This window comes from Pseudomonas sp. FG29 (assembly GCF_057809355.1).
Genome location: NZ_JBMDJU010000012.1, coordinates 48,198 through 71,103, shown reverse-complemented (window position 1 = coordinate 71,103; position 22,906 = coordinate 48,198). Strand labels below are relative to the sequence as shown.

The 22,906-nt window shown below is 61.8% G+C and carries 19 protein-coding genes; 2 read left to right on the top strand and 17 right to left on the bottom strand.

From position 1 onward, the window contains the following. Window positions 1-50: 50 nt before the first annotated feature. From ACODS1_RS14135 to rpsB, 17 genes are all read right to left on the bottom strand, one after another. Window positions 51-1,001 (bottom strand): acetyl-CoA carboxylase carboxyltransferase subunit alpha, encoded by a 951-nt coding sequence (locus ACODS1_RS14135; RefSeq protein WP_489086149.1) that lies wholly within the window; start codon window positions 999-1,001, stop codon window positions 51-53. Between the two features lie 126 nt (window positions 1,002-1,127). Next, window positions 1,128-4,658, bottom strand: a complete 3,531-nt coding sequence (gene dnaE, locus ACODS1_RS14130) for a DNA polymerase III subunit alpha (RefSeq protein WP_489086148.1) — start codon at window positions 4,656-4,658, stop codon at window positions 1,128-1,130. A 71-nt stretch (window positions 4,659-4,729) separates the two neighbouring features. Then, entirely contained in the window at window positions 4,730-5,326 is a 597-nt protein-coding gene (gene rnhB, locus ACODS1_RS14125) for a ribonuclease HII (protein WP_489086147.1), read from the bottom strand. After that, a complete protein-coding gene (gene lpxB / locus ACODS1_RS14120; RefSeq protein ID WP_322978415.1) occupies window positions 5,326-6,459 on the bottom strand; it encodes a lipid-A-disaccharide synthase in 1,134 nt (377 codons plus the stop codon). The genes rnhB and lpxB overlap by 1 nt, the downstream gene beginning before the upstream one ends. A 5-nt stretch (window positions 6,460-6,464) precedes the next feature. After that, entirely contained in the window at window positions 6,465-7,241 is a 777-nt protein-coding gene (gene lpxA / locus ACODS1_RS14115; RefSeq protein WP_322978416.1) for an acyl-ACP--UDP-N-acetylglucosamine O-acyltransferase, read from the bottom strand. Further along, a complete protein-coding gene (fabZ, locus tag ACODS1_RS14110; protein ID WP_036998539.1) occupies window positions 7,238-7,678 on the bottom strand; it encodes a 3-hydroxyacyl-ACP dehydratase FabZ in 441 nt (146 codons plus the stop codon). Before fabZ ends, lpxA begins: the two co-directional genes overlap by 4 nt. A 47-nt stretch (window positions 7,679-7,725) precedes the next feature. Next, complete coding sequence (lpxD, locus tag ACODS1_RS14105; RefSeq protein WP_489086146.1) at window positions 7,726-8,787, bottom strand: UDP-3-O-(3-hydroxymyristoyl)glucosamine N-acyltransferase; 1,062 nt, start codon at window positions 8,785-8,787, stop codon at window positions 7,726-7,728. Further along, on the bottom strand, window positions 8,784-9,287 hold the full coding sequence (locus ACODS1_RS14100; RefSeq protein ID WP_322978417.1) for an OmpH/Skp family outer membrane protein: 504 nt from the start codon (window positions 9,285-9,287) through the stop codon (window positions 8,784-8,786). The genes lpxD and ACODS1_RS14100 overlap by 4 nt, the downstream gene beginning before the upstream one ends. Before the next feature lie 36 nt (window positions 9,288-9,323). Beyond that, on the bottom strand, window positions 9,324-11,684 hold the full coding sequence (gene bamA, locus ACODS1_RS14095; protein WP_489086145.1) for an outer membrane protein assembly factor BamA: 2,361 nt from the start codon (window positions 11,682-11,684) through the stop codon (window positions 9,324-9,326). Between the two features lie 73 nt (window positions 11,685-11,757). After that, a complete protein-coding gene (gene rseP / locus ACODS1_RS14090) occupies window positions 11,758-13,110 on the bottom strand; it encodes a sigma E protease regulator RseP (RefSeq protein ID WP_489086144.1) in 1,353 nt (450 codons plus the stop codon). Between the two features lie 19 nt (window positions 13,111-13,129). Further along, entirely contained in the window at window positions 13,130-14,314 is a 1,185-nt protein-coding gene (gene ispC / locus ACODS1_RS14085; RefSeq protein WP_489086143.1) for a 1-deoxy-D-xylulose-5-phosphate reductoisomerase, read from the bottom strand. After that, the gene (locus tag ACODS1_RS14080) at window positions 14,311-15,126 is read right to left on the bottom strand and encodes a phosphatidate cytidylyltransferase (RefSeq protein ID WP_489086142.1); all 816 of its coding nucleotides are present in this window, start codon (window positions 15,124-15,126) and stop codon (window positions 14,311-14,313) included. Before ACODS1_RS14080 ends, ispC begins: the two co-directional genes overlap by 4 nt. Further along, window positions 15,126-15,872: a polyprenyl diphosphate synthase gene (gene uppS / locus ACODS1_RS14075; RefSeq protein WP_489086141.1), complete on the bottom strand. Its 747-nt coding sequence runs from the start codon at window positions 15,870-15,872 to the stop codon at window positions 15,126-15,128. The genes ACODS1_RS14080 and uppS overlap by 1 nt, the downstream gene beginning before the upstream one ends. An 18-nt stretch (window positions 15,873-15,890) precedes the next feature. Then, complete coding sequence (gene frr, locus ACODS1_RS14070; RefSeq protein ID WP_322978423.1) at window positions 15,891-16,448, bottom strand: ribosome recycling factor; 558 nt, start codon at window positions 16,446-16,448, stop codon at window positions 15,891-15,893. Continuing rightward, window positions 16,445-17,188 (bottom strand): UMP kinase, encoded by a 744-nt coding sequence (pyrH, locus tag ACODS1_RS14065; RefSeq protein WP_322978424.1) that lies wholly within the window; start codon window positions 17,186-17,188, stop codon window positions 16,445-16,447. The genes frr and pyrH overlap by 4 nt, the downstream gene beginning before the upstream one ends. A 189-nt stretch (window positions 17,189-17,377) precedes the next feature. Then, window positions 17,378-18,241, bottom strand: coding sequence for a translation elongation factor Ts (gene tsf, locus ACODS1_RS14060; protein ID WP_322978425.1), 864 nt, complete (start codon window positions 18,239-18,241; stop codon window positions 17,378-17,380). Between the two features lie 112 nt (window positions 18,242-18,353). Continuing rightward, window positions 18,354-19,094 (bottom strand): 30S ribosomal protein S2, encoded by a 741-nt coding sequence (gene rpsB / locus ACODS1_RS14055; protein WP_322978426.1) that lies wholly within the window; start codon window positions 19,092-19,094, stop codon window positions 18,354-18,356. A 284-nt stretch (window positions 19,095-19,378) separates the two neighbouring features. Between rpsB and map the strand changes: the two genes are divergently transcribed. Continuing rightward, window positions 19,379-20,161: a type I methionyl aminopeptidase gene (map, locus tag ACODS1_RS14050; RefSeq protein ID WP_322978427.1), complete on the top strand. Its 783-nt coding sequence runs from the start codon at window positions 19,379-19,381 to the stop codon at window positions 20,159-20,161. Between the two features lie 33 nt (window positions 20,162-20,194). Beyond that, complete coding sequence (locus tag ACODS1_RS14045; RefSeq protein ID WP_489086140.1) at window positions 20,195-22,894, top strand: [protein-PII] uridylyltransferase; 2,700 nt, start codon at window positions 20,195-20,197, stop codon at window positions 22,892-22,894. Window positions 22,895-22,906: the final 12 nt, after the last annotated feature.

Sequence of the window (22,906 nt, the reverse complement as noted above, 5' to 3'; positions counted from 1 at the left end):
CTTAAACAACAACGGGCCCGAAGGCCCGTTGAGATGCATGCAGGAAGAACTCAGGCGATGCCGTAGCTCATCAGGCGATCGTAACGACGCTTGAGCAGCGCGTCGGTATCGTGCTTCTGCAGGCTGGCCAGTTGCTTGGTCAACTCCTGACGGATCGACTCGGACGCGGCAGCCGGATCACGATGGGCGCCACCCAAGGGTTCGGCGATAACCTGATCGACGATACCCAGATCCTTCAGGCGCTCGGCGGTGATGCCCATGGCCTCGGCCGCTTCCGGCGCCTTCTCGGCGGTACGCCAGAGAATTGAGGCGCAACCTTCCGGGGAGATCACCGAATAGGTGGAGTACTGCAGCATGTTCAGTTGGTCGCAGACACCGATGGCCAGCGCACCGCCGGAACCACCCTCACCGATGACGGTGGCGATGATCGGCGTTTTCAGACGCGCCATCACGCGCAGGTTCCAGGCGATAGCCTCGCTCTGGCCACGCTCCTCGGCATCGATACCCGGGTAAGCGCCGGGGGTGTCGATAAAGGTGAGGATCGGCATCTTGAAGCGCTCGGCCATTTCCATCAGGCGGCAAGCCTTGCGGTAGCCTTCCGGGCGCGGCATGCCGAAGTTGCGGCGCACCTTCTCACGCACCTCACGGCCCTTCTGGTGACCGATGATCATCACCGGCTGGTCACCCAGACGGGCAACGCCACCCACGATGGCGGCATCATCGGAGAAATGACGGTCGCCGTGCAGCTCGTCAAACTCGGTGAAGATGTGCTGGATGTAGTCCAGGGTGTAGGGGCGGCGCGGATGGCGCGCGAGCTGGGCGATCTGCCAGCTGCTCAAGTTGCCGAAGATGCTTTCGGTCAGCGCGCTGCTCTTGTCTTGCAGACGAGCGATCTCGTCACCAATGTTCAGCGCGTTGTCATTGCCAACCAGGCGTAGCTCTTCGATCTTGGCTTGCAGGTCGGCGATCGGCTGTTCGAAATCGAGGAAATTCGGGTTCATAGTCATCCGTCTTGCGTCGACGGCCAAGTGGCCGGGGAGCTGTATCCATTAAGCGCCCTACCTTAAGGGATGGGGCGCTGCGGGTCGAGTGTGCCGAACCAAGAGGGAGCCAAGCCCCCTCTCGCATCAGCGGTAGTGCAAAAAGACGTTGTCGCGCCCGAACTGGTCACGCAATGCCTGAATCAAAGTGTCAGCCGGGTCGATTCGCCAGGCGTCACCGAACTGAAGCAAGGCACGTGCCTGCTCACCACTGTAGTCCAACGTCACCGGGCAGGCGCCCTTGTGCTTGCTGCACAGCTCGGCCAACCAGCGCAGACGATCGCCCTTGAGTGCGTCGCTGGCGACCTTCACCCGCAGGCTGTCGGCCAGGCCGGTACGCGCCTCCTCCAGGCTCATCACACGCTTGGCACGCAGGCGCAAGCCGCCGGAGAAATCGTCGTTGCTGACTTCGCCCTCGACCACCACCAGCGCATCGTTCTGCAGCAACGCCTGGTTGCTGGCGAAGGCATCGGCGAACAGCGAAGCCTCGATGCGCCCGGAACGGTCGTCGAGGGTGATGAAGCCCATCTTGTCGCCCTTCTTGTTCTTCATCACCCGCAGGTTGACGATCATCCCGGCGATGGTCTGGGTGTCACGCGCCGGTTTGAGTTCGACGATACGCTGACGGGCGAAACGGCGAATCTCGCCCTCGTACTCGTCGATCGGGTGGCCGGACAGGTAGATGCCCAGGGTGTCCTTCTCGCCTTTCAGACGTTCCTTGATCGGCAGCTCGCGGGCCTTGCGGTGGTTGGCGTAGACATCCGCCTCAGGCTCGGCGAACAGGCCGCCGAACAGATCCATGTGGCCGCTCTCGGCGCTGCGCGCGGTCTGCTCGGCCGACTGCACGGCCTCTTCCATGGACGCCAGCAGCACCGCGCGGTTCTTGTCCACGCTGGCCTGGTAAGCCTTGAGTTCGTCCTGGTAATAGGGGCCGAGGCGATCCAGCGCACCACTGCGGATCAGCGCTTCCAGGGTGCGCTTGTTGATGCGCTTGAGGTCGACGCGGTTGCAGAAGTCGAACAGATCCTTGAACGGCCCACCTTCGGCACGGCATTCGACGATGGCCTCCACCGGGCCCTCGCCCACGCCCTTGACCGCGCCGAGGCCGTAGACGATACGGCCGTCGTCGTTGACGGTGAATTTGAATTCGGAAACGTTCACATCTGGCGGATCGATGCGCAACTTCATGTTGCGGCACTCTTCGACCAGGATCACCACCTTGTCGGTGTTGTGCATATCCGCCGAGAGCACGGCGGCCATGAACGGCGCCGGGTAATGCGCCTTGAGCCAGGCGGTCTGGTATGACACCAGGCCGTAGGCAGCGGAGTGCGACTTGTTGAAGCCGTAGCCGGCGAACTTTTCCACCAGATCGAAGATGTTACCCGCCAGCTCGGCATCGATACCGTTGTTGGCACAACCTTCGATGAAGCCGCCACGCTGCTTGGCCATCTCCTCGGGCTTCTTCTTGCCCATGGCGCGGCGCAGCATGTCCGCCTGACCCAGGGTGTAACCGCCCATGACCTGGGCGATCTGCATCACCTGCTCCTGATACAGGATGATGCCGTAGGTGGGCTTGAGCACGGGCTCGAGGCCGGCGTACTGATAATCCGGGTGCGGGTAGGACAGCTCAGCGCGGCCGTGCTTACGGTTGATGAAGTCGTCCACCATACCGGACTGCAGCGGACCGGGGCGGAACAGCGCCACCAGGGCGATCATGTCTTCCAGGCAGTCGGGCTTGAGCTTCTTGATCAGCTCCTTCATGCCGCGCGATTCGAGCTGGAAGACTGCGGTGGTCTCCGCCTTCTGCAGCATGTCGTAGGTCTTCTTGTCATCCAGCGGGATGAAGTCGATGTTGACCAGCTCCTCATCCGGCGCACCGTCGCGCTTCTGGATGCGGTGGATGGTCTCCATCGCCCACTTGATGATGGTCAGGGTACGCAGACCGAGGAAGTCGAACTTGACCAGGCCGGCCTGCTCGACGTCGTCCTTGTCAAACTGGGTCACCAGGCCGCCGCCTTCCTCGTCACAGGCGATCGGCGAGAAGTCGGTGAGTTTGGTCGGCGCGATCACCACGCCCCCGGCGTGCTTGCCAGTGCCGCGCACCACGCCTTCGAGCTTGAGCGACATGTCCCAGATTTCCTGGGCCTCTTCGTCGTTCTTGAGGAAGTCGCGCAGCGGCTCCTCCATCTCGTAGGCTTTCTCCAGAGTCATGCCGACCTCGAAGGGGATCATCTTCGACAGTCGGTCAGCCAGGCCATAGGACTTGCCCTGCGCCCGCGCCACGTCGCGCACCACCGCCTTGGCCGCCATGGAGCCGAAGGTGATGATCTGACTCACCGCGTTACGCCCGTACTTCTCGGCCACGTAGTCGATCACCCGGTCGCGGCCGTCCATGCAGAAGTCGACGTCGAAGTCGGGCATGGAAATCCGCTCGGGGTTGAGGAAGCGCTCGAACAGCAGGTCGTAGGCCAGCGGATCGAGGTCGGTGATCTTCAGCACGTAGGCCACCAGGGAGCCGGCACCCGAACCACGGCCTGGGCCGACCGGCACGCCGTTGTTCTTGGCCCACTGGATGAAGTCCATCACGATCAGGAAGTAACCGGGGAAACCCATCTGGATGATGATGTCGAGTTCGAAGTTGAGGCGATCGATGTAGACCTGCTTCTTCGCCTCGTAATCCGGCGTGTCCTTGGGCAGCAGCACCTCGAGACGCTCTTCCAGGCCCTCGAAGGAGGCATGGCGCAGGTAGTCGTCGATACCCATGCCACCCGGCGTGGGAAAGTCCGGCAGGAAGTATTTGCCGAGTTGCACCTCGATGTTGCAGCGCTTGGCGATCTCGACGGTGTTTTCCAGCGCCTCGGGCAGGTCGGCGAACAGCTCCCACATTTCCGCAGCGCTTTTCAGATACTGCTGATCGGAGTAATGACGCGGCCGACGCGGGTCATCCAGAGTACGACCTTCACCGATGCAGACGCGGGTCTCGTGTGCCTCGAAGTCGTCCTGCTTGATGAAGCGCACATCGTTGGTGGCCACCAGCGGCGCTTCGACGCGATCGGCCAGCGCCACCGCGGCGTGCAGGTATTCCTCGTCCCCCACGCGGCTGGTGCGCTGCACTTCCAGGTAGAAACGATCCGGAAACACCGCCATCCATTCACGCAGGCGCGCTTCGGCCAAGGCTTCGTCACCGGCCAGCAACGCCATGCCGACCTCGCCCTCACGAGCCCCGGAGAGCGCGATCAGACCTTCGGCAGCATTCTTGACCCAGTCACGCTGGATGATCACCAGGTCATTGCTCTGCCCTTCGGACCAGCCACGGGAGATCAGTTCGGTGAGGTTGCGGTAGCCCTTGGCGTTCATCGCCAGCAGGGTCAGGCGCGTCAGCGGGCCGTCTTCCTCGGCGCTGGCCATCCATATGTCAGCACCACAGATCGGTTTGACCCCGGCGCCCATGGCCGCTTTATAAAACTTCACCAACGAGCACATGTTGCTCATGTCGGTGACAGCCACCGCCGGCATACCCGCCCCGACGACGGCCTTGATCAGCGGTTTGACCCGCACCAGGCCATCGACCAGGGAATATTCGGTGTGCAGACGCAGGTGGACGAACGCTTGAGTCATGGGCGGCCTTGCAGGTGAAAACGACAAAGCGCGGATTGTAGCCTAAGCGGGTCTGGCTTAGGGCCAGAGGTTCAGACTTCGAGCAGTGCACGCACGGGCGCGAAAGAGCGCCGATGAATCGGCGTCGGCCCCAGGCGCTTGAGCGCTTCGAGATGCACGGGTGTGGGGTAGCCCTTGTGGCCGGCAATGCCGTAACCGGGATAGAGCCGATCCAGTTCGAACATCTCGCGGTCGCGGCTGACCTTGGCCAGGATCGAGGCAGCCGCAATGGCCGGCACCCGGCTGTCGCCTTTGACCACCGGGGCACTGGGCACCGCCAGTTTCGGGCAGCGATTGCCGTCGATCAGTGCCAGCTTCGGCGTCACGCTCAAGCCTTCGACGGCGCGCTGCATGGCCAGCATGGTGGCATGCAGGATATTCAGGCGGTCGATCTCCTCCACCTCGGCGCGGGCAATGCACCAAGCCAGGGCCTTTTCGCGAATCTCGTCGAACAGTGCCTCACGGCGCGCCTCGCTGAGCTTCTTCGAGTCATTCAGCCCAAGAATCGGCCGGGCCGGATCGAGAATCACCGCCGCTGTCACTACCGCGCCGCAGAGCGGGCCGCGACCGACCTCATCAACGCCAGCGACCAGCTCTTCGACCAGGGTAAAGTCCAAGCCGAGCTGCATCAGGCGCGCCCCGCCAGTTTGAGCACCGCATCGGCTGCCGAAACCGAGGCATCGCGGCGCAAGGCACGGTGAATCACATCGAAGCCCTCGGTCTGCACCTGACCACCCTCGATCAGCGGCGCGACGGCCTGAGCCAGGGCATCGGCAGTCGCCGCATCCTGGATCAGTTCAGGCACCAGCAGCCGCTCGGCCAGCAGGTTGGGCAACGAAATATAAGGGCTCTTCACCAGACGCTTGAGAATCCGATAGGTCATCGGCGCCACACGGTACGCTACCACCATCGGACGCTTGTACAGCAGCGCCTCCAGCGTCGCGGTACCCGAGGCGATCAGCACCGCATCGCAGGCGGCCAGCGCTTCGTGGGAACGACCGTCGAGCAGGGTCAGCGGCAGGTCGCGATTGACCAGCATCTGTTCCAGTTGCTGACGTCGCTCCGGCGTGGCGCACGGCAGCAGAAAGCGAATCCCTGGGCGCAGCGCGCGCAGGCGAATCGCTGCATCGAGAAACAGCTCACCAAGACGTGCAACTTCCCCCCCGCGACTTCCCGGCATCAGCGCGACCACTGGTTCATCCTGCGGTAGATCCAGCGCTTCGCGCGCCGCAGCACGGTCGGCCTGCTGCGGGATAGCGTCGGCCAGCGGGTGGCCAACGAAGCGCACCGGTACCTGATGCTCGTCGTAGAACTGCGCCTCGAACGGGAACAGCGTCAGCATCAGGTCGCAGGCTTCGCGAATTTTCAGCACCCGCTTCTGCCGCCAGGCCCATACGGACGGGCTGACGTAGTGCACGGTCTTGATTCCGGCGCGGCGCAATTTGAGTTCGAGGCCAAGGTTGAAATCAGGCGCATCGATACCGATGAACACATCCGGCTGGGCGGCTATCAGATCACGCGCCAGTTGACGGCGGCGGCCAAGCAGCTCGAACAAGCGGCCGAGCACCTCGACCAGGCCCATGACAGCCAGGCGTTCCATGGGGAAATAGGAGTTCAGGCCCTCGGCTTCCATGCGTGCGCCGCCGACGCCGATGAACTCGGCATCCGGATAGCGCTGTTTGATGGCCTGCATCAGGCCGGAACCGAGGATGTCACCGGACGCCTCACCAGCGACCAGTGCGACGCGAAGGGGTCTACTCATGGGAATCAGCGGGTAATGCCGCGCGTGGAGGCCTGAATGGAGTCGCGGAAAATCGCCACTTCGGGGAACTCTACAGCGGACTCGGCGAGCTCCGTCAGCGCCTGCTCGACGGTCAGCCCCTGGCGGTAAACCAGTTTGTAGGCCTTACGCAAAGCGGCAATCGCTTCGCTGGAGAAGCCTCGGCGACGCATGCCCTCGAAGTTCATGCTGCGTGCTTCAGCCGGGTTGCCGAACACGGTGACGAACGCAGGTACGTCCTTGCCGATGGCGGTGCCCATGCCGGAGAAGCTGTGCGCGCCAATTCGGCAGAACTGGTGCACCAGGGTATAGCCGGACAGGATCGCCCAGTCGTCGACCCACACGTGCCCGGCCAGCGCGGTGTTGTTGACCAGGATGCAGTGATTACCGATCACACTGTCATGGCCGATGTGGGCATAGGCCATGATCAGGTTATGGTCACCGATGGTCGTTTCACTGCGATCCTGCACCGTACCACGGTGAATGGTGACGCCTTCGCGAATGACGTTGTGATCGCCGATCACCAACCGCGTCGGTTCGCCCTTGTACTTCAGGTCGGGCGTGTCCTCGCCAACCGAGGAGAACTGGTAGATACGGTTGTGCTTACCGATCACGGTCGGCCCCTTGAGCACCACGTGCGGGCCAATCACAGTACCCTCGCCGACCTCCACATCAGGCCCGACAATGCTCCACGGGCCGACGACAACGTCGTCGGCCAGTCTGGCACTGGGGTCGATGATGGCGCGAGGGTCAATCGAACTCATAGCTTGCGTTCCGCACAGATGATTTCAGCGGAGCATACTTCCTTGCCGTCGACAGTGGCACGGCACTCGAATTTCCAGATGCTGCGACGGTCGCTCAGGTATTTGGCCTCCAGCATAAGCTGGTCGCCCGGCGTAACAGGGGAGCGGAAGCGCAGCTTGTCGGAGCCGACAAAGTAGTACAGGGTGCCATCGGCCGGCTTCACGCCCATCATCTTGAAGCCGAGGATCCCGGCGGCCTGCGCCATGGCTTCAATGATCAGCACGCCTGGCATGATCGGATGCTCGGGGAAGTGCCCGTTGAAGAACGGCTCGTTGATGCTGACATTCTTGTAGGCGCGAACAGTCTTGCCTTCGACGTCCAGGTCCACCACACGATCCACCAGCAGGAAAGGATAGCGGTGCGGCAAATATTCACGAATTTCGTTGATGTCCATCATGTCCGGTTAAGCCTGTAAGAAAAGAAAAGAGCACGGCGACACCGTGCTCAGGCATCAGATGAGACGTTTGCCGTCTGGGTCACGGCGGCGAGCTGTTTTTCCAGCTCACGCAGACGCTTGGCCATCTCGTCCAGCTGACGAATACGGGCAGCACTCTTCTTCCACTCGCCCGCCGGTTGCATGGCGGTACCGGAAGAATAAGCACCAGGCTCGGTGATCGAACGGGTCACCATGGTCATGCCGGTGACGAACACGTTGTCGCACACCTCGATGTGTCCGACCATGCCGACGCCACCCGCGATCATGCAGTTCTTGCCGATCTTGGTGCTGCCGGAAATGCCGCAACAGCCAGCCATGGCCGTGTTGTCGCCGACCTGCACGTTGTGCGCAATCATGATCTGGTTATCGAGCTTCACCCCGTTGCCGATCAAGGTATCGGACAGCGCGCCACGATCGACCGTGGTATTGGCCCCGATTTCGACATCATCACCGATGGTCACGCCACCGATCTGCGCGATCTTCTGCCAGACGCCCTTCTCATTGGCAAAGCCGAAGCCTTCGCCACCAATCACCGCGCCGGACTGGATCACTACGCGCTTGCCGATGCTGACGTCGTGGTAGAGCGTCACCCGCGGCGCCAACCAGCCACCCTCACCGATCACGCAGCGCGCACCGATCACGCAATGCGCACCGACCGTCACCTGCGCGCCGATGCGAGCACCGCTTTCAATGACCGCATAAGCCCCGATACTGGCGCTCGGATCGACCTGCGCATCGTCCGCGACCTGCGCCGTGGCGTGAATGCCGGCATTGGCCTTGGGTTTGCGATCGAACAGGTGCGAAAGCTGGGCGTAAGCCAGGTAGGGGTTGGCAACGATCAGTGCATCGCCGGCATAGCTTTCGGCATCACTCGCCGTGAGCAGCAAGGCACCGGCCTGAGTCTGCGCCAGGTACTTGCGGTACTGGGCATTGGCCAGGAAGCTCAACTGTTCGGGCCTGGCCTCCTGCAAGGTGGCCAGGCCCGTGATGACCTTGCCCTCGGCGCCACGCAAGGTGGCGCCCAGGCGCTCGGCCAATTGGCCGAGAGTGAATGTCAGGGTCATGCTCAACGCATCTTGTTCATGCGCTCGATGACCTGGCGGGTGATGTCGTACTGCGGTTTGACATCGACCACTGCGCCGCGCTCGAGCACCAGATCGAAGTTGCCACTCTTGATGACCTCTTCAACCGCCTTATCCAGGTTCGGCTTGAGCTTGGCCAGCATCTCGCGGTCGGCGACGGCCTTGGCTTCGTTCAGTTCCTTGGACTGGAACTGGAAGTCACGGGCCTTCTGCTTGAACTCGAGTTCCAGGCGCTCGCGCTCAGCCTGCTGCATCTTGTCGCCTTCCTTGACCATGCGATCCTGAATGCGCTTGGCATCGCTTTCCAGGGTCTTGAGCTTGTTCAGCTGGGGGCCGAACTTTTTCTCCGCATCCACGGCGTAACGTTTGGCGGCATCGGACTCGAGCAGCGCCATCTGATAGTTCAGCACGGCCACCTTCATTTCGGCGAACGCCGGAGTGGCGATCAGAGCGGCGGTGAACAGAACCAGTTGAGTCAACTTACGCACAATGCACTCCTGCAACAAAGCTGTTGGCTTTCGGTGTTAGAAAGTTTGGCCGAGGGAGAACTGGAAGACCTGAGTTTCGGCATCTTCCGGTTTCTTGATCGGCATGGCCAGGCTGAAGCTCAACGGGCCCAGCGCGGTAATCCAGGTCAAGCCGACACCAACGGAACTGGCCAGGCTGCCAAAGTCGATGTTGCAGCTGTCGCTGATCTTCTTCTGGCTCGACGAGCAATTGGTGTCGAACACGTTACCCACATCCCAGAACACCGAGGTGCGCAGCGAACGCTGATCCTTGACGAACGGCAGCGGGAAGAGCATTTCCACCCCGCCCTGCACCATCACGTTGCCACCGAACGGCAGCGGATCCTGATCCGGGTCACGCAGGGTACCTGGCTTGTTGCCCGAACTCGGCGTGCTGCGTGGGCCCAGCGTGTTGTCCTTGAAGCCACGTACGGAGTTGAAGCCACCGGCGTAATAGTTCTCGTAGAACGGCAACTCAGACGTGGAGCCATAACTGTCGCCGTAACCCAGCTCGGTGTGGAAGCGCAGCGTGTAGTTATCGCTGATCGGCTTGAACACCTGGCCACGGTAGTCGAGCTTGTAGAACGCCAGATCGCTACCCGGCAGCGTGGTTTCCAGCACCAGGCTTTGCGAGTGACCACGGTTGGCCAGCACACCACGGTTGAGGGTCGACTCGGACCAACCAATGGAGCCCTTGAAGTTCAGGTAGTTGTCGCCTTCCTGCTCGATGAAATCGAAGATCTCGTCGACGGTGTAGCGACCGGTGTCGATGGTGTCCTGCTGCACGCTCAGACCGTAGGTCAGGCGCGAAGTCTCACTGATGGGATAACCGATATTCACACCGGCGCCCAGGCTGTCTACCGAATAACTGGACACATCGACGTCGAGTTCATCGTAGTCGGTGGTGCGGTAGAAGGCGTTGTAGCCCAGGCTGATACCGTCGACGGTCCAGTAGGGGTCAACGAAGCCGAAGCTGTAACGGGTCTGGTATTCGCTACGGGTCAGACCGATGCTGACCTTGTTACCGGTACCCAGGAAGTTGTTCTGGCTAATCGAGCCACCGAGGATCAGACCGGCGTTCTGGGCGAAACCGACGCTGGCGGTGATGGAGCCGGACGGCTGTTCTTCGACGCTGTAGTTGACGTCGATCTGGTCGTCCGTACCCGGCACCTGCGGGGTCTCAACGTTGACTTCCTTGAAGAAGCCCAGACGTTCCAGGCGCGTCTTGGACTGGTCGATCAGGTAGGTGGAGGCCCAACCACCTTCCATCTGACGCATCTCACGGCGCAGCACTTCGTCCTCGGACTTGGTGTTGCCACGGAAGTTGATGCGGTTGACGTAGGCACGCTTGCCCGGGTCGACGAAGAAGGTGATCGATACAGTGTTGTCCTCGTCGTGCGCTTCCGGCACAGCGTTGACGTTGGCGAAGGTATAGCCCTCGTTACCCAAGCGACGGGTGATCAGCTCGCTGGTGGTGGTCATCACCTTGCGCGAGAACACCTGACCTTCCTTGACCAGCAACAGCGCACGTACGTCCTCTTCCGGCACCTTGAGGTCACCGGAGAGCTTCACGTCGCGAACGCTGTACTTCTCGCCTTCCTCGACGTTTACGGTGATGTAGACGTGCTTCTTGTCCGGGGTGATGGACACCTGAGTGGAAGAGATATCCATGTTGATGTAGCCGCGATCCAGGTAGTAGGAACGCAGACGCTCCAGGTCACCGGAGAGTTTTTCGCGGGCGTACTTGTCGTCGTTCTTGAAGAACGATAACCAGTTGGTGGTCTTCAGCTCGAACAGGTCGGACAGCTCTTCGTCGCCGAACACGGTATTGCCAACCACGTTGATGTGGGAGATGGCGGCCACGGTGCCTTCGTTGATGGTGATCTTCAGCGCCACGCGGTTGCGCGGCTGCGGAATCACCTCGGCTTCGATCTCAGCGGAGTAACGGCCCTGAGCGACATACTGGCGCTGCAGCTCGTTACGCACACCTTCGAGGGTGGCGCGCTGGAAGATCTCACCTTCGGCCAGACCGGACTGGTTCAGGCCCTTGAGCAGGTCTTCGGTGGTGATGGCCTTGTTGCCCTCGATTTCGATGCTGGAAATCGACGGACGCTCGACCACGGTGACGACCAGCACGTCGCCATCGCGACCGAGCTGGATGTCCTGGAAGAAACCGGTTTTGAACAGGGAACGGGTTGCGTCGACGAGTTGACGATCATCGACATTTTCACCCACGTTCAGCGGCAGAGCACCGAATACGCTACCGGCGGAGACCCGCTGCAGTCCGTTGACACGTATATCGGAGATGGTGAAGGACTCGGCGTGAACTTCGGCGATCATCAATGCGGACAGCACCGCAGGTAGCAGCAGACGTTTCATGAAGTCCTTTCTTATTCCAACTGACGATAAAAAATCTGCCGCACTAGGCGACAGATTTGTAATTCAGCACGGGTTACAGACGACCGAGATCGTTGACCAGGGCCAGCAGCATGACCCCGACGACCAGACTGATGCCGATCTGCATCCCCCAACCTTGAACCCGCTCAGACAAGGGGCGACCACGCACCCACTCGACCAGATAAAAAAGCAGATGACCGCCATCCAGCACAGGGATGGGCAGCAGATTGAGAACCCCCAAGCTAATGCTCAGATAGGCCAGGAAATTCAGGAAGTCCCCGATGCCCGACTGAGCGGAAGCGCCCGCCACTTTAGCAATGGTTATCGGCCCACTCAAGTTTTTTACCGAGAGCTCACCGAACAGCATTTTCTTCAGCGAATCGAGGGTTAGCAGACTCATCGACCAGGTACGCCTTGCGCCCTCGACGACACCGTCTATCGGGCCGTAACGCACCTCGCGCAACATTTCTGCCGGCCACTCGACACCTTTGACCCCTGCACCGAGGTAACCGGTACGCGCCTCACCCTCGCCACGACTGGCCAGAGTCAACTGCAGATCCTGCGCCTGACCGTCGCGCTCGTAGCGCAACGTGATCCGCTGCCCCGGCAGCGCACGCACCTTGTCGACGACTTGCTGCCAATCATCCAGCGGCTGATCATCAAGCGCCAGCAGGCGATCACCGGGGCGCAGACCGGCGGCCTGCGCCGGCCCCTGCGCATCGAGTTCTTCGAGTACCGGTTGCAGGGCCGGACGCCACGGACGGATACCCAGCGAAGCAATGGGATCGGGCTCGTCAGCACCGCGCAACCAGTTGTTCAACTGCACACGCTTGGGCGACTCGACCGTCGAGCCCGGCTCGAGCACACCGATATCGAGTGTTCCGCTCTCACCAAGGCGACGCACCAGTTGCAGGTTCACCGCCGCCCAGCCCGTGGTGGACTGACCATTGACCGAAACGATTTCCTGCCCGGACTGCAAGCCAGCCGCAGCCGCCAGGCCACCCTCCTCTACCGCACCGATGACCGGACGCACCTGCTGACTGCCCAGCATGGCGATGACCCAGAAGAACACCAGTGCGAGAAGGAAGTTGGCAATCGGTCCAGCGGCAACGATGGCGATACGCTGACCGACCGTCTTGCGGTTGAAGGCCTGCCCGAGCAACTCAGTCGGCACATCGCCTTCGCGCTCATCGAGCATCTTGACGTAACCACCCAGCGGGATGGCGGCGATGACGAACTCGGTGCCCTGCCGATCATGCCAGCGCACCAGTGGGCTGCCGAAGCCCACGGAGAAACGCAGCACCTTGACCCCGCAGCGGCGCGCCACCCAGAAATGACCGAATTCGTGGAAGGTGACCAGCACACCCAGGGCGATCAGCGTGCCCACCAGCATGTACAGCGCACTCATTTCTCTTCTCCAATCCGCATCAATGGCGAGCCAACCACTGCCTGGCCAGCTCGCGCGCCTGCGAGTCAGCCGCCAAAACCATATCGAGCGATTGGACAGCTTGCGACGCCTGGCTGTTCAACACCGACTCGATCATACGCGGGATGTCGGTGAAGCGAACGCGGTGCTGCAGAAATGCCTCGACCGCTACTTCATTGGCCGCATTGAGAATGGCCGGCGCCGTGCCCCCCACCTGCGCCGCCTCGCGCGCCAGACGCAGACAGGGGAAGCGTTGCTCGTCCGGGCGCTGGAAGTCCAGGCGACCGATAGCGAACAGATCCAGCGGGGCGACACCGGAATCGATTCGCTGCGGCCACGCCAGGGCATGAGCGATTGGCGTACGCATATCGGGATTGCCCATTTGCGCCAGCACCGAGCCGTCGATGTAGTCGACTAGTGAGTGAATCACGCTCTGCCGGTGAATCACCACCTCGATCTGCGCCGGCGCCGCGTCGAACAGCCAGCAGGCCTCGATCAGTTCGAGCCCCTTGTTCATCATGCTGGCCGAATCGACGGAAATCTTGCGCCCCATCGACCAATTGGGATGGGCACAGGCCTGCTCGGGCGTTACATGCTCCAGGTCAGCTACAGGGGTTTCGCGGAACGGCCCACCAGAAGCGGTCAGCAACACCCGCCGCACACCGACCGCCGCCAGGCCACGCGCATAGTCATGCGGCAGACACTGGAAAATGGCGTTGTGCTCGCTATCGATCGGCAGCAGCGTCGCACCGCTTTCACGCACCGCCTGCATGAACAGGGCGCCGGACATGACCAGCGCCTCCTTGTTGGCCAGCAACACCTTCTTGCCGGCGCGGACTGCCGCCAGCGTCGGCTTGAGGCCTGCCGCGCCGACGATGGCCGCCATTACGGCATCGACCTCGGCATGCGCAGCAACCGCGCACAGGCCCTCTTCACCCACCAGCACTTCGCACGCCTGGCCCGCAGCGCGCAAGGCAACCTGCAACGTCTCGGCGGCAGCCTCATCGGGCACCACCACGAAGCGCGGCCGGTGCAGCAGGCACAGCGCCTGCAACTCGGTCAGACGCGAGAAACCGGTGAGGGCGAAAACCTCATAACGCTCGGGGTGGCGCGCGATCACATCAAGGGTGCTGAGGCCGATGGAGCCCGTCGCCCCCAGCACGGTAATACGCTGCACCGCGCTCACAGCGAGCCCCAGCCAGCCAGCCAGAGCAGCGTCGCGAACAGCGGTATCGCGGCCGTGAGGCTGTCGATGCGATCCAACACGCCGCCATGACCAGGCAGCAGATTGCTGCTGTCCTTGATCCCGGACTGACGCTTGAACATGCTCTCGGTCAGGTCACCGACCACCGAGATCAACACCACCAACGCCGCACCAGCCAATGCCATAAGCACGGAGAGCGCCGACCAGCCTTGCAACAGGCCGACCACCAGGGTGATCGCCAGGCTGGCGGCGAGGCCACCATACAATCCTTCCCAGCTCTTGCCGGGGCTGACACGCGGCGCCAGCTTCTTCTTGCCGAATGCCTTGCCCGAGAAATACGCCCCGATATCGGCGCCCCAGACCAGCACCATGACGGCAATGATCAGCCAGTTCGCCTGAGGCCACTGCTTGAGCAGCACCAAGCCTTGCCAGGCCGGCAACAAAATCAGCAAGCCGATGCCCAGACGCCCGGGTACACCGCCCCAGAAACGACTGCTATCGGGATAACTGAGCACCAGCAAGGTGGCCACAGCCCACCAGGCAACCGCCAGCAGCAACACCACAGGTGCCAGTTGCGGCGCCTGATACAGGCCCACCAGCAGCAGTGCCACCAGCGCCGCATAACCGACACGCTGCGCCTGAGCTGCCAGCCCGGCGAGCCGCGCCCACTCCCATGCCCCCAGGGTAACCACGGCACCGATGAACAGCGCGAAAGCCGCTCCATCGAGCAGGAAAAAGCCACCGAGCGCGATAGGCAGCAGCACCAGCGCCGTGATGATTCGTTGCTTCAACATTAGGAGCGCGCCTCTGCTTCTACCTGCTCGCAGGTCTTGCCGAAGCGACGCTGGCGAGTGGCGAAATCGGCCAGCGCCTTGCGCATGGCCTCGTGCTTGAAATCCGGCCAGTACAGGTCGGAGAAGTACAGCTCGCTGTAAGCCAGCTGCCAGAGCAGGAAATTGCTGATGCGGTGCTCGCCACCGGTGCGAATGCACAGATCCGGCAGCGGCATGTCGCCGGTTGCCAGACATCCCTGCAGCACTTCGGCAGTGATCTCGTCGGGCTGCAGATGCCCGGCCTGCACCTCGCGTGCCAGGCGCTGGGCGGCCTGGATGATGTCCCACTGGCCACCATAGTTGGCCGCGATCTGCAGCGTGAAACGCCGCGCCCCCGCCGTAAGCTGCTCGGCTTCGCGCATGGCGGCCTGCAGCTCGGGATGGAAGCGCGAGCGATCACCGATGATGCGCAAGGCGATGTCGTTGTCGAGCAAACGCCTGGCCTCCCGCCGCAAGGCGCCCAGGAACAGCTCCATCAGCGCGCCGACTTCATCGGCCGGACGCTGCCAGTTCTCACTGGAGAACGCGAACAGCGTCAGCACCTCGACACCGGACTCGGCACAGACCTCGATCACCGCGCGAACGGCATCGACCCCCGCCTTGTGCCCGGCCACGCCAGGCAACAGGCGCTTTCTGGCCCAGCGATTGTTGCCATCCATGATGATGGCGACATGCCGAGGCACCGCCCCTTGCTTGTTCTTATCCATGTCGGGACGCCCGGGCCGTCAGACGGCCATCAGGTCCTTTTCCTTGACCTCGAGGGCCTTGTCGACATCGGCGATGAACTTGTCGGTGATCTTCTGCAGCTCGTCAGCGGCGCGACGCTCTTCGTCCTCGCTGATCTCCTTGGCCTTGGACAGCTTCTTCAGCTCGGCCAGGGCATCGCGACGCACGTTGCGCACCGCCACTTTGGCATCCTCAGCCACGCCACGCGCCTGCTTGGTGTAGCCCTTGCGGGTTTCCTCGGTCAGGGCCGGCATCGGTACGCGGATAGTGGTACCGGCGCTGGATGGGTTCAGCCCCAGGTCGGAGGTCAAGATGGCCTTCTCGATGGCAGCGCCAAGGTTCTTGTCGTGCGCGACGATCTTCAGGGTACGGGCATCTTCGACGGTAACGGCCGCAACCTGATTGAGCGGCATCTCGCTACCCCAGGCAGGCACGCGGACGCTGTCGAGAATGCTCGGGTGAGCGCGGCCGGTACGGATGGAGGCCAGGTTGCGATCCAGCGCTTCCAGGGACTTGCCCATACGCTCCTGAGCGTCTTTCTTGATGTCGTTGATCATTGTGCTTCCTCCTCGATCAGGGTTCCTTCGGCGCCACCCACTACCACGTTCAACAGGGCGCCAGGCTTGTTCATGTTGAAGACCCGCAGCGGCATCGCGTGATCACGGCAGAGGCAGATGGCAGTCAGATCCATCACCCCCAGCTTGCGATCCAGCACCTCGTCATAGGTCAGGCGCTCGAACTTCTCGGCATGCGGATCCTTGAACGGGTCGGCAGTGTACACGCCATCGACCTTGGTCGCCTTGAGCACCACGTCGGCATCGATCTCGATGGCACGCAGGCAAGCGGCAGAGTCGGTGGTGAAGAAGGGGTTGCCGGTACCCGCGGAGAAGATCACCACCTCACCGGTTTTCAGATGGCGCATGGCCTTGCGGCGGTCGTAATGATCGGTCACGCCGACCATGGAAATCGCCGACATGACGATCGCCGGGATGTTCGAGCGCTCCAGCGCATCGCGCATGGCCAGCGAATTCATCACGGTCGCCAACATGCCCATGTGGTCACCGGTGACACGATCCATACCGGCAGCGGACAGTGCCGCACCGCGGAACAGGTTACCGCCACCGATCACCAGGCCGACCTGCACGCCGATGCCGACCAACTGGCCGACTTCCAACGCCATGCGATCGAGCACCTTGGGGTCGATGCCGAAATCTTCAGAGCCCATCAGGGCCTCGCCGCTGAGTTTGAGCAGAATGCGTTTGTAGCGAGGTTGGCGACCCGTCGTCTGCTGAGCCATTGCAAGTCTCTCCTGCGGCGATATGTGTTTTGGACGCAGCGCGCTGAGCCGCTGCAATGATCTGGCACTTCGACAGCACCGACGGTCATTCGTTGGAACGACCGCCACTTTATTCTTCACCCCTTATTCGGCAAAGAGGCCGCCCGCGCAAACGGGCAGCCTCTCTGGGGGTACATACCGGAAAACCGATTACTGCTTGCTGGCAGCAACCTGAGCGGCAACTTCGGCAGCGAAGTCGGTCTCGACCTTCTCGATGCCCTCGCCCACTTCGTAACGGACGAAGGAAACGACTTCGGCGCCGGCTTTCTTCACCAGGTCACCGACTTTGACTTCCGGATCCATGATGAAGGCTTGCTCGACCAGGCTGGCTTCGGCCAGGAACTTGGCGATACGACCTTTGACCATGTTCTCGACGATGTTTTCCGGCTTGCCGGCGATTTTTTCGGCGTTCAGTTGCAGGAAGATTTCTTTTTCCTTGGCAACCAGCTCTTCGGAAACCTGATCCGGGGAAACTACGGCCGGGTTCGAAGCAGCAACGTGCATGGCAACGTGCTTGGCCAGTTCGTCGTTACCGCCCTTCAGGACGACCAGAACACCGATGCGGTGACCGTGCAGGTAAGCACCCACGGTGTCGCCGGCAACAGCGGTCAGACGACGGATGTTGACGTTCTCGCCGCACTTGGCAACCAGCGCTTCGCGAGCGGATTCGCGGGAAGCGATCAGCGGAGCAGCTTCGGTCAGGTTCTTCTCGAAGGCTTCGTCGATGCTTTCTTTGACGAAAGCTTTGAAGTCGTCCTGCAGAGCCAGGAAGTCGGTCTGCGAGTTGACTTCGATGATCAGGCCACGGCCACCTTCGACGCGAACGGCGATGGAACCTTCAGCGGCAATGTTGCCAGCCTTTTTGGCAGCCTTGATGGCGCCGGAAGCGCGCATGTCATCGATGGCCTTCTCGATGTCGCCACCGGCGGCAACCAGGGCCTTCTTGCATTCCATCATGCCTTGGCCGGTACGCTCGCGCAGTTCTTTAACCAGGGCTGCAGTAATCTCTGCCATCTTGAAAATCCTCTCGGTAGGTCTTCAACCAAATCAAAATCTGTGAGTGGCAAAAAGGGGGCTTAGCCCCCTTCTTGCACAGCGCATAACGCTAAATGCTTGGCGTTACCGCTTAGCCTTCGGCGCTCTCGGCCGCAGCTTCTTCGACGAACTCTTCGGTGGCGCCGCCAGCGTTGCTGCGACCACGGATCACGGCGTCAGCCATGGCACCCATGTACAGCTGGATGGCGCGGATGGCGTCGTCGTTACCCGGGATGATGTAGTCAACGCCTTCCGGGCTGCTGTTGGTATCGACGATGCCGATGACCGGGATACCCAGCTTGTTGGCTTCGGTGATAGCAATGCGCTCGTGGTCAACGTCGATCACGAACAGCGCGTCCGGCAGGCCGCCCATGTCCTTGATACCACCCAGGCTGCGATCCAGTTTTTCCAGATCACGGGTACGCATCAGGGCTTCTTTCTTGGTCAGCTTGGCGAAGGTGCCGTCCTGGGACTGGGTTTCCAGCTCACGCAGGCGCTTGATCGAGGCGCGGATGGTTTTGTAGTTGGTCAGCATGCCGCCCAACCAGCGGTGATCGACGAACGGCGAACCGCAACGAGCGGCTTCTTCGCGAACGATCTTGCCAGCCGAACGCTTGGTGCCTACGAACAGGATCTTGTTCTTGCCGGCAGCCAGCTTCTCAACGAACGACAGAGCGTCGTTGAACATCGGCAGGGTTTTTTCCAGGTTGATGATGTGAATCTTGTTGCGCGCGCCGAAAATGTACTTGCCCATTTTCGGGTTCCAGTAACGGGTCTGGTGGCCGAAGTGCACACCGGCCTTCAGCATATCGCGCATGTTGACTTGGGACATGATAGTTCCTTGATAAGTCGGGTTAGGCCTCCACGTATCCCAGCTTCCAACCCTCGAACTTGTCGAAAGGCACCCAGGAAACCGTGTCGATACGTGTGTGGGTTTAGAGCTTTCGGGCCACTGCCCGTAAAGCGGCGCGTTTTATACCACAAAGAGCTGCCATAAGCTACAAGCCTCGAGCAGCAAGCTGAGCATTGGCCGGCAGCCTGCCACCTGCGCCTGTAGCGCAAAGCCTGTAGCTGCTAAGATACCCGCCTTTATTTGTATGCACCCGAGAGCTTGCCATGACCGTCACCATCAAATCCCCCGAAGAAATCGAGAAAATGCGCGTCGCCGGTCGCCTGGCCGCCGAGGTGTTGGAGATGATCGGCGAGCACGTCAAGCCCGGCGTCACCACCGAAGAACTGGATCGCATCTGCCACGACTATATCGTCAACGTGCAGCAGGCCATTCCCGCGCCGCTCAACTACCGGGGCTTCCCCAAATCGATCTGCACCTCGATCAACCATGTGGTGTGCCACGGCATCCCCAATGACAAGCCGCTGAAGGATGGCGATGTACTGAACATCGACATCACCGTGATCAAGGATGGCTACCATGGCGACACCAGCAAGATGTTCATGGTCGGCAAGGTCGCCGAATGGGCCGAGCGCCTGGCCAAGATCACCCAGGAATGCATGTATAAAGGTATCGAACTGGTCAAGCCGGGCACCCGCCTGGGCGATATCGGTGAAGTGATCCAGAAGCACGCCGAGAAGAACGGCTTCTCCGTGGTGCGCGAGTACTGCGGCCATGGCATCGGCGCGGTATTCCACGAAGAGCCGCAAGTGCTGCACTACGGCAAAGCCGGCACCGGCATGGAACTGAAAGAAGGTATGACCTTCACCATCGAGCCGATGATCAACCAGGGCCGCCCGGAAACCCGCCTGCTGGGTGACGGCTGGACCGCCATCACCAAGGATCGCAAGCTCTCCGCACAGTGGGAACACACGGTACTGGTTACCGCTGACGGTTACGAGATTCTGACACTGCGCAGCGACGACACCCTGCCCCGCACTTCCGCCTGAACCCAGGCTCACCGATAGAAGGAAGGCTTCTGCATGCCGCAGATGGATCCCGAACTGTTCGACCGCGGCCAGTTCCAGGCCGAGCTGGCCCTCAAATCCAGCCCCATCGCCGCGTTCAAGAAAGCCATCCGCCGCGCGCATGAAGTGCTGGATGCACGCTATCGCGATGGGCGCGAAATTCGCCGCCTGGTGGAGGATCGCGCCTGGTTCGTCGATCAGATCCTGCAGGAAGCCTGGAAACGCTTCACCTGGAGCGAAGATGCCGACATCGCCCTGCTCGCCGTGGGCGGCTATGGCCGCGGCGAGCTGCACCCCTACTCCGATATCGACCTGCTGATCCTGCTCGGCAGCAGCGATCAGGAAGTTTTCCGCGAGCCAATCGAGGGCTTTCTCACCCTGCTCTGGGATATCGGCCTGGAAGTCGGCCAGAGCGTGCGCTCGGTAGACGAGTGCGCCGAAGAAGCGCGCGCCGACCTGACGGTGATCACCAACCTGATGGAAAGCCGCACCATCGCCGGCCCCGAACACCTGCGCCAGCGCATGCAGCAGGTCACCAGCCCGGAACAGATGTGGCCGAGCAGGCACTTCTATCAAGCCAAGCGCGAGGAGCGCAAAGCGCGCCACGCCAAGTACAACGACACCGAGTACAACCTCGAACCCAACGTCAAAGGCTCGCCCGGTGGCCTGCGCGACATCCAGACCGTGCTCTGGGTCGCCCGCCGCCAGTTCGGCACGCTCAATCTGCAAGCGCTGGTCAGCCACGGTTTCCTGCTGGAAAGCGAATACGCCCTGCTCTCTTCCAGCCAGGAGTTCCTGTGGAAGGTGCGCTACGCCCTGCACATGCTTGCCGGGCGCGCCGAGGATCGCCTGCTGTTCGACTACCAGGCCCGCATCGCCGCCCTGTTCGGCTACCAGGACGGCGACGGCAAGCGCAGCATCGAACACTTCATGCAGAAGTACTACCGCGTGGTGATGGGCATTTCCGAGCTGTCGGATCTGATCAACCAGCACTTCGAGGAAGTCATCCTGCGCGCCGGCGAAGGCAGCCAGGCAACGCCGCTCAACAGCCGCTTCCAGGTGCGTGACGGCTATATCGAGGCGATTCACCCCAACATCTTCAAGCGCACGCCGTTCGCCATCATCGAGATCTTCGTACTGATGGCCCAGCACACGGAGATCAAGGGCGTACGCGCCGACACCATCCGCCTGCTGCGCGACAGCCGCCACCTGATCGACGACGACTTCCGCAAGGACATCCGCAACACCAGCCTGTTCATCGAGCTGTTCAAGTGCAAGGAAGGCATCCACCGCAACCTGCGGCGGATGAACCGCTACGGCATCCTCGGTCGCTATCTGCCGGAGTTCGGCCATATCGTCGGGCAGATGCAGCACGACCTGTTCCACATCTATACCGTCGATGCGCACACGCTCAACCTGATCAAGCACCTGCGCAAGTTCCGCTGGCCGGAGCTGGCAGAGAAATTCCCACTGGCCAGCAAGCTCATCGACAAGCTGCCCAAGCCGGAACTGATCTACCTCGCCGGTCTTTATCACGACATCGGCAAGGGCCGTGGCGGCGATCATTCCGAGCTGGGCGCAGTGGACGCCGAGGCCTTCGCCCGCCGCCACCATCTGCCGGCCTGGGACAGCGCCCTGATCGTCTGGCTGGTGCAGCACCACCTGGTCATGTCCACCACCGCCCAGCGCAAGGATCTTTCCGATCCCCAGGTGATCCACGACTTCGCCCAGTTCGTCGGCGACCAGACGCATCTGGACTATCTCTACGTGCTGACCGTGGCCGACATCAACGCCACCAACCCCAGCCTGTGGAACTCCTGGCGCGCCAGCCTGCTGCGCCAGCTGTACACCGAGACCAAGCGTGCGCTGCGTCGTGGCCTGGAAAACCCGGTGGATCGTGAAGAACAGATTCGCCAGACACAGATTGCCGCTCTCGACATCCTGGTGCGCAGCGGCATCGACCAGGACGATGCCGAGCAGCTCTGGAGCCAGCTCGGCGACGACTACTTCCTGCGCCATACCTCGAGCGACGTCGCCTGGCACACCGAGGCCATTCTCCAGCATCCGCCTGGCAGCGACCCGCTGGTACTGATCAAGGAAACCACTCAACGCGAGTTCGAGGGCGGCACGCAGATCTTCATCTACGCGCCGGATCAGCATGACTTCTTCGCCGTGACGGTAGCCGCGATGAGCCAGTTGAACCTGAACATTCACGATGCGCGGATCATCACCTCGACCAGCCAGTTCACCCTGGACACCTACATCGTGCTCGATGCCGACGGCAGCTCGATCGGCAACAACCCGGCGCGCATCCAGCAGATCCGCGAGGGCCTGATCACCACCCTGCGCAACCCCGACGACTACCCGACCATCATCCAGCGCCGGGTGCCGCGCCAGCTCAAGCATTTCGCCTTCGCCCCGCAGGTGACCATCCACAACGATGCCCAGCGCCCGGTCACCATCCTCGAGCTGACGGCACCGGATCGTCCCGGCCTGCTGGCGCGCATCGGGCGGATCTTCCTCGAATACGACCTGTCGCTGCAGAACGCCAAGATCGCCACCCTGGGCGAGCGGGTCGAGGACGTATTCTTCGTTACCGACGCGGACGGCCAGCCACTGTCCGATCCGGAGCTGTGCGCGCGCTTGCAGGAAACCATCATCGCCAAGCTATCGGAGCCGAGCAGCACACCGAGCCCGGCGCAGATCACCTTCTGATGGCTCCCGCCT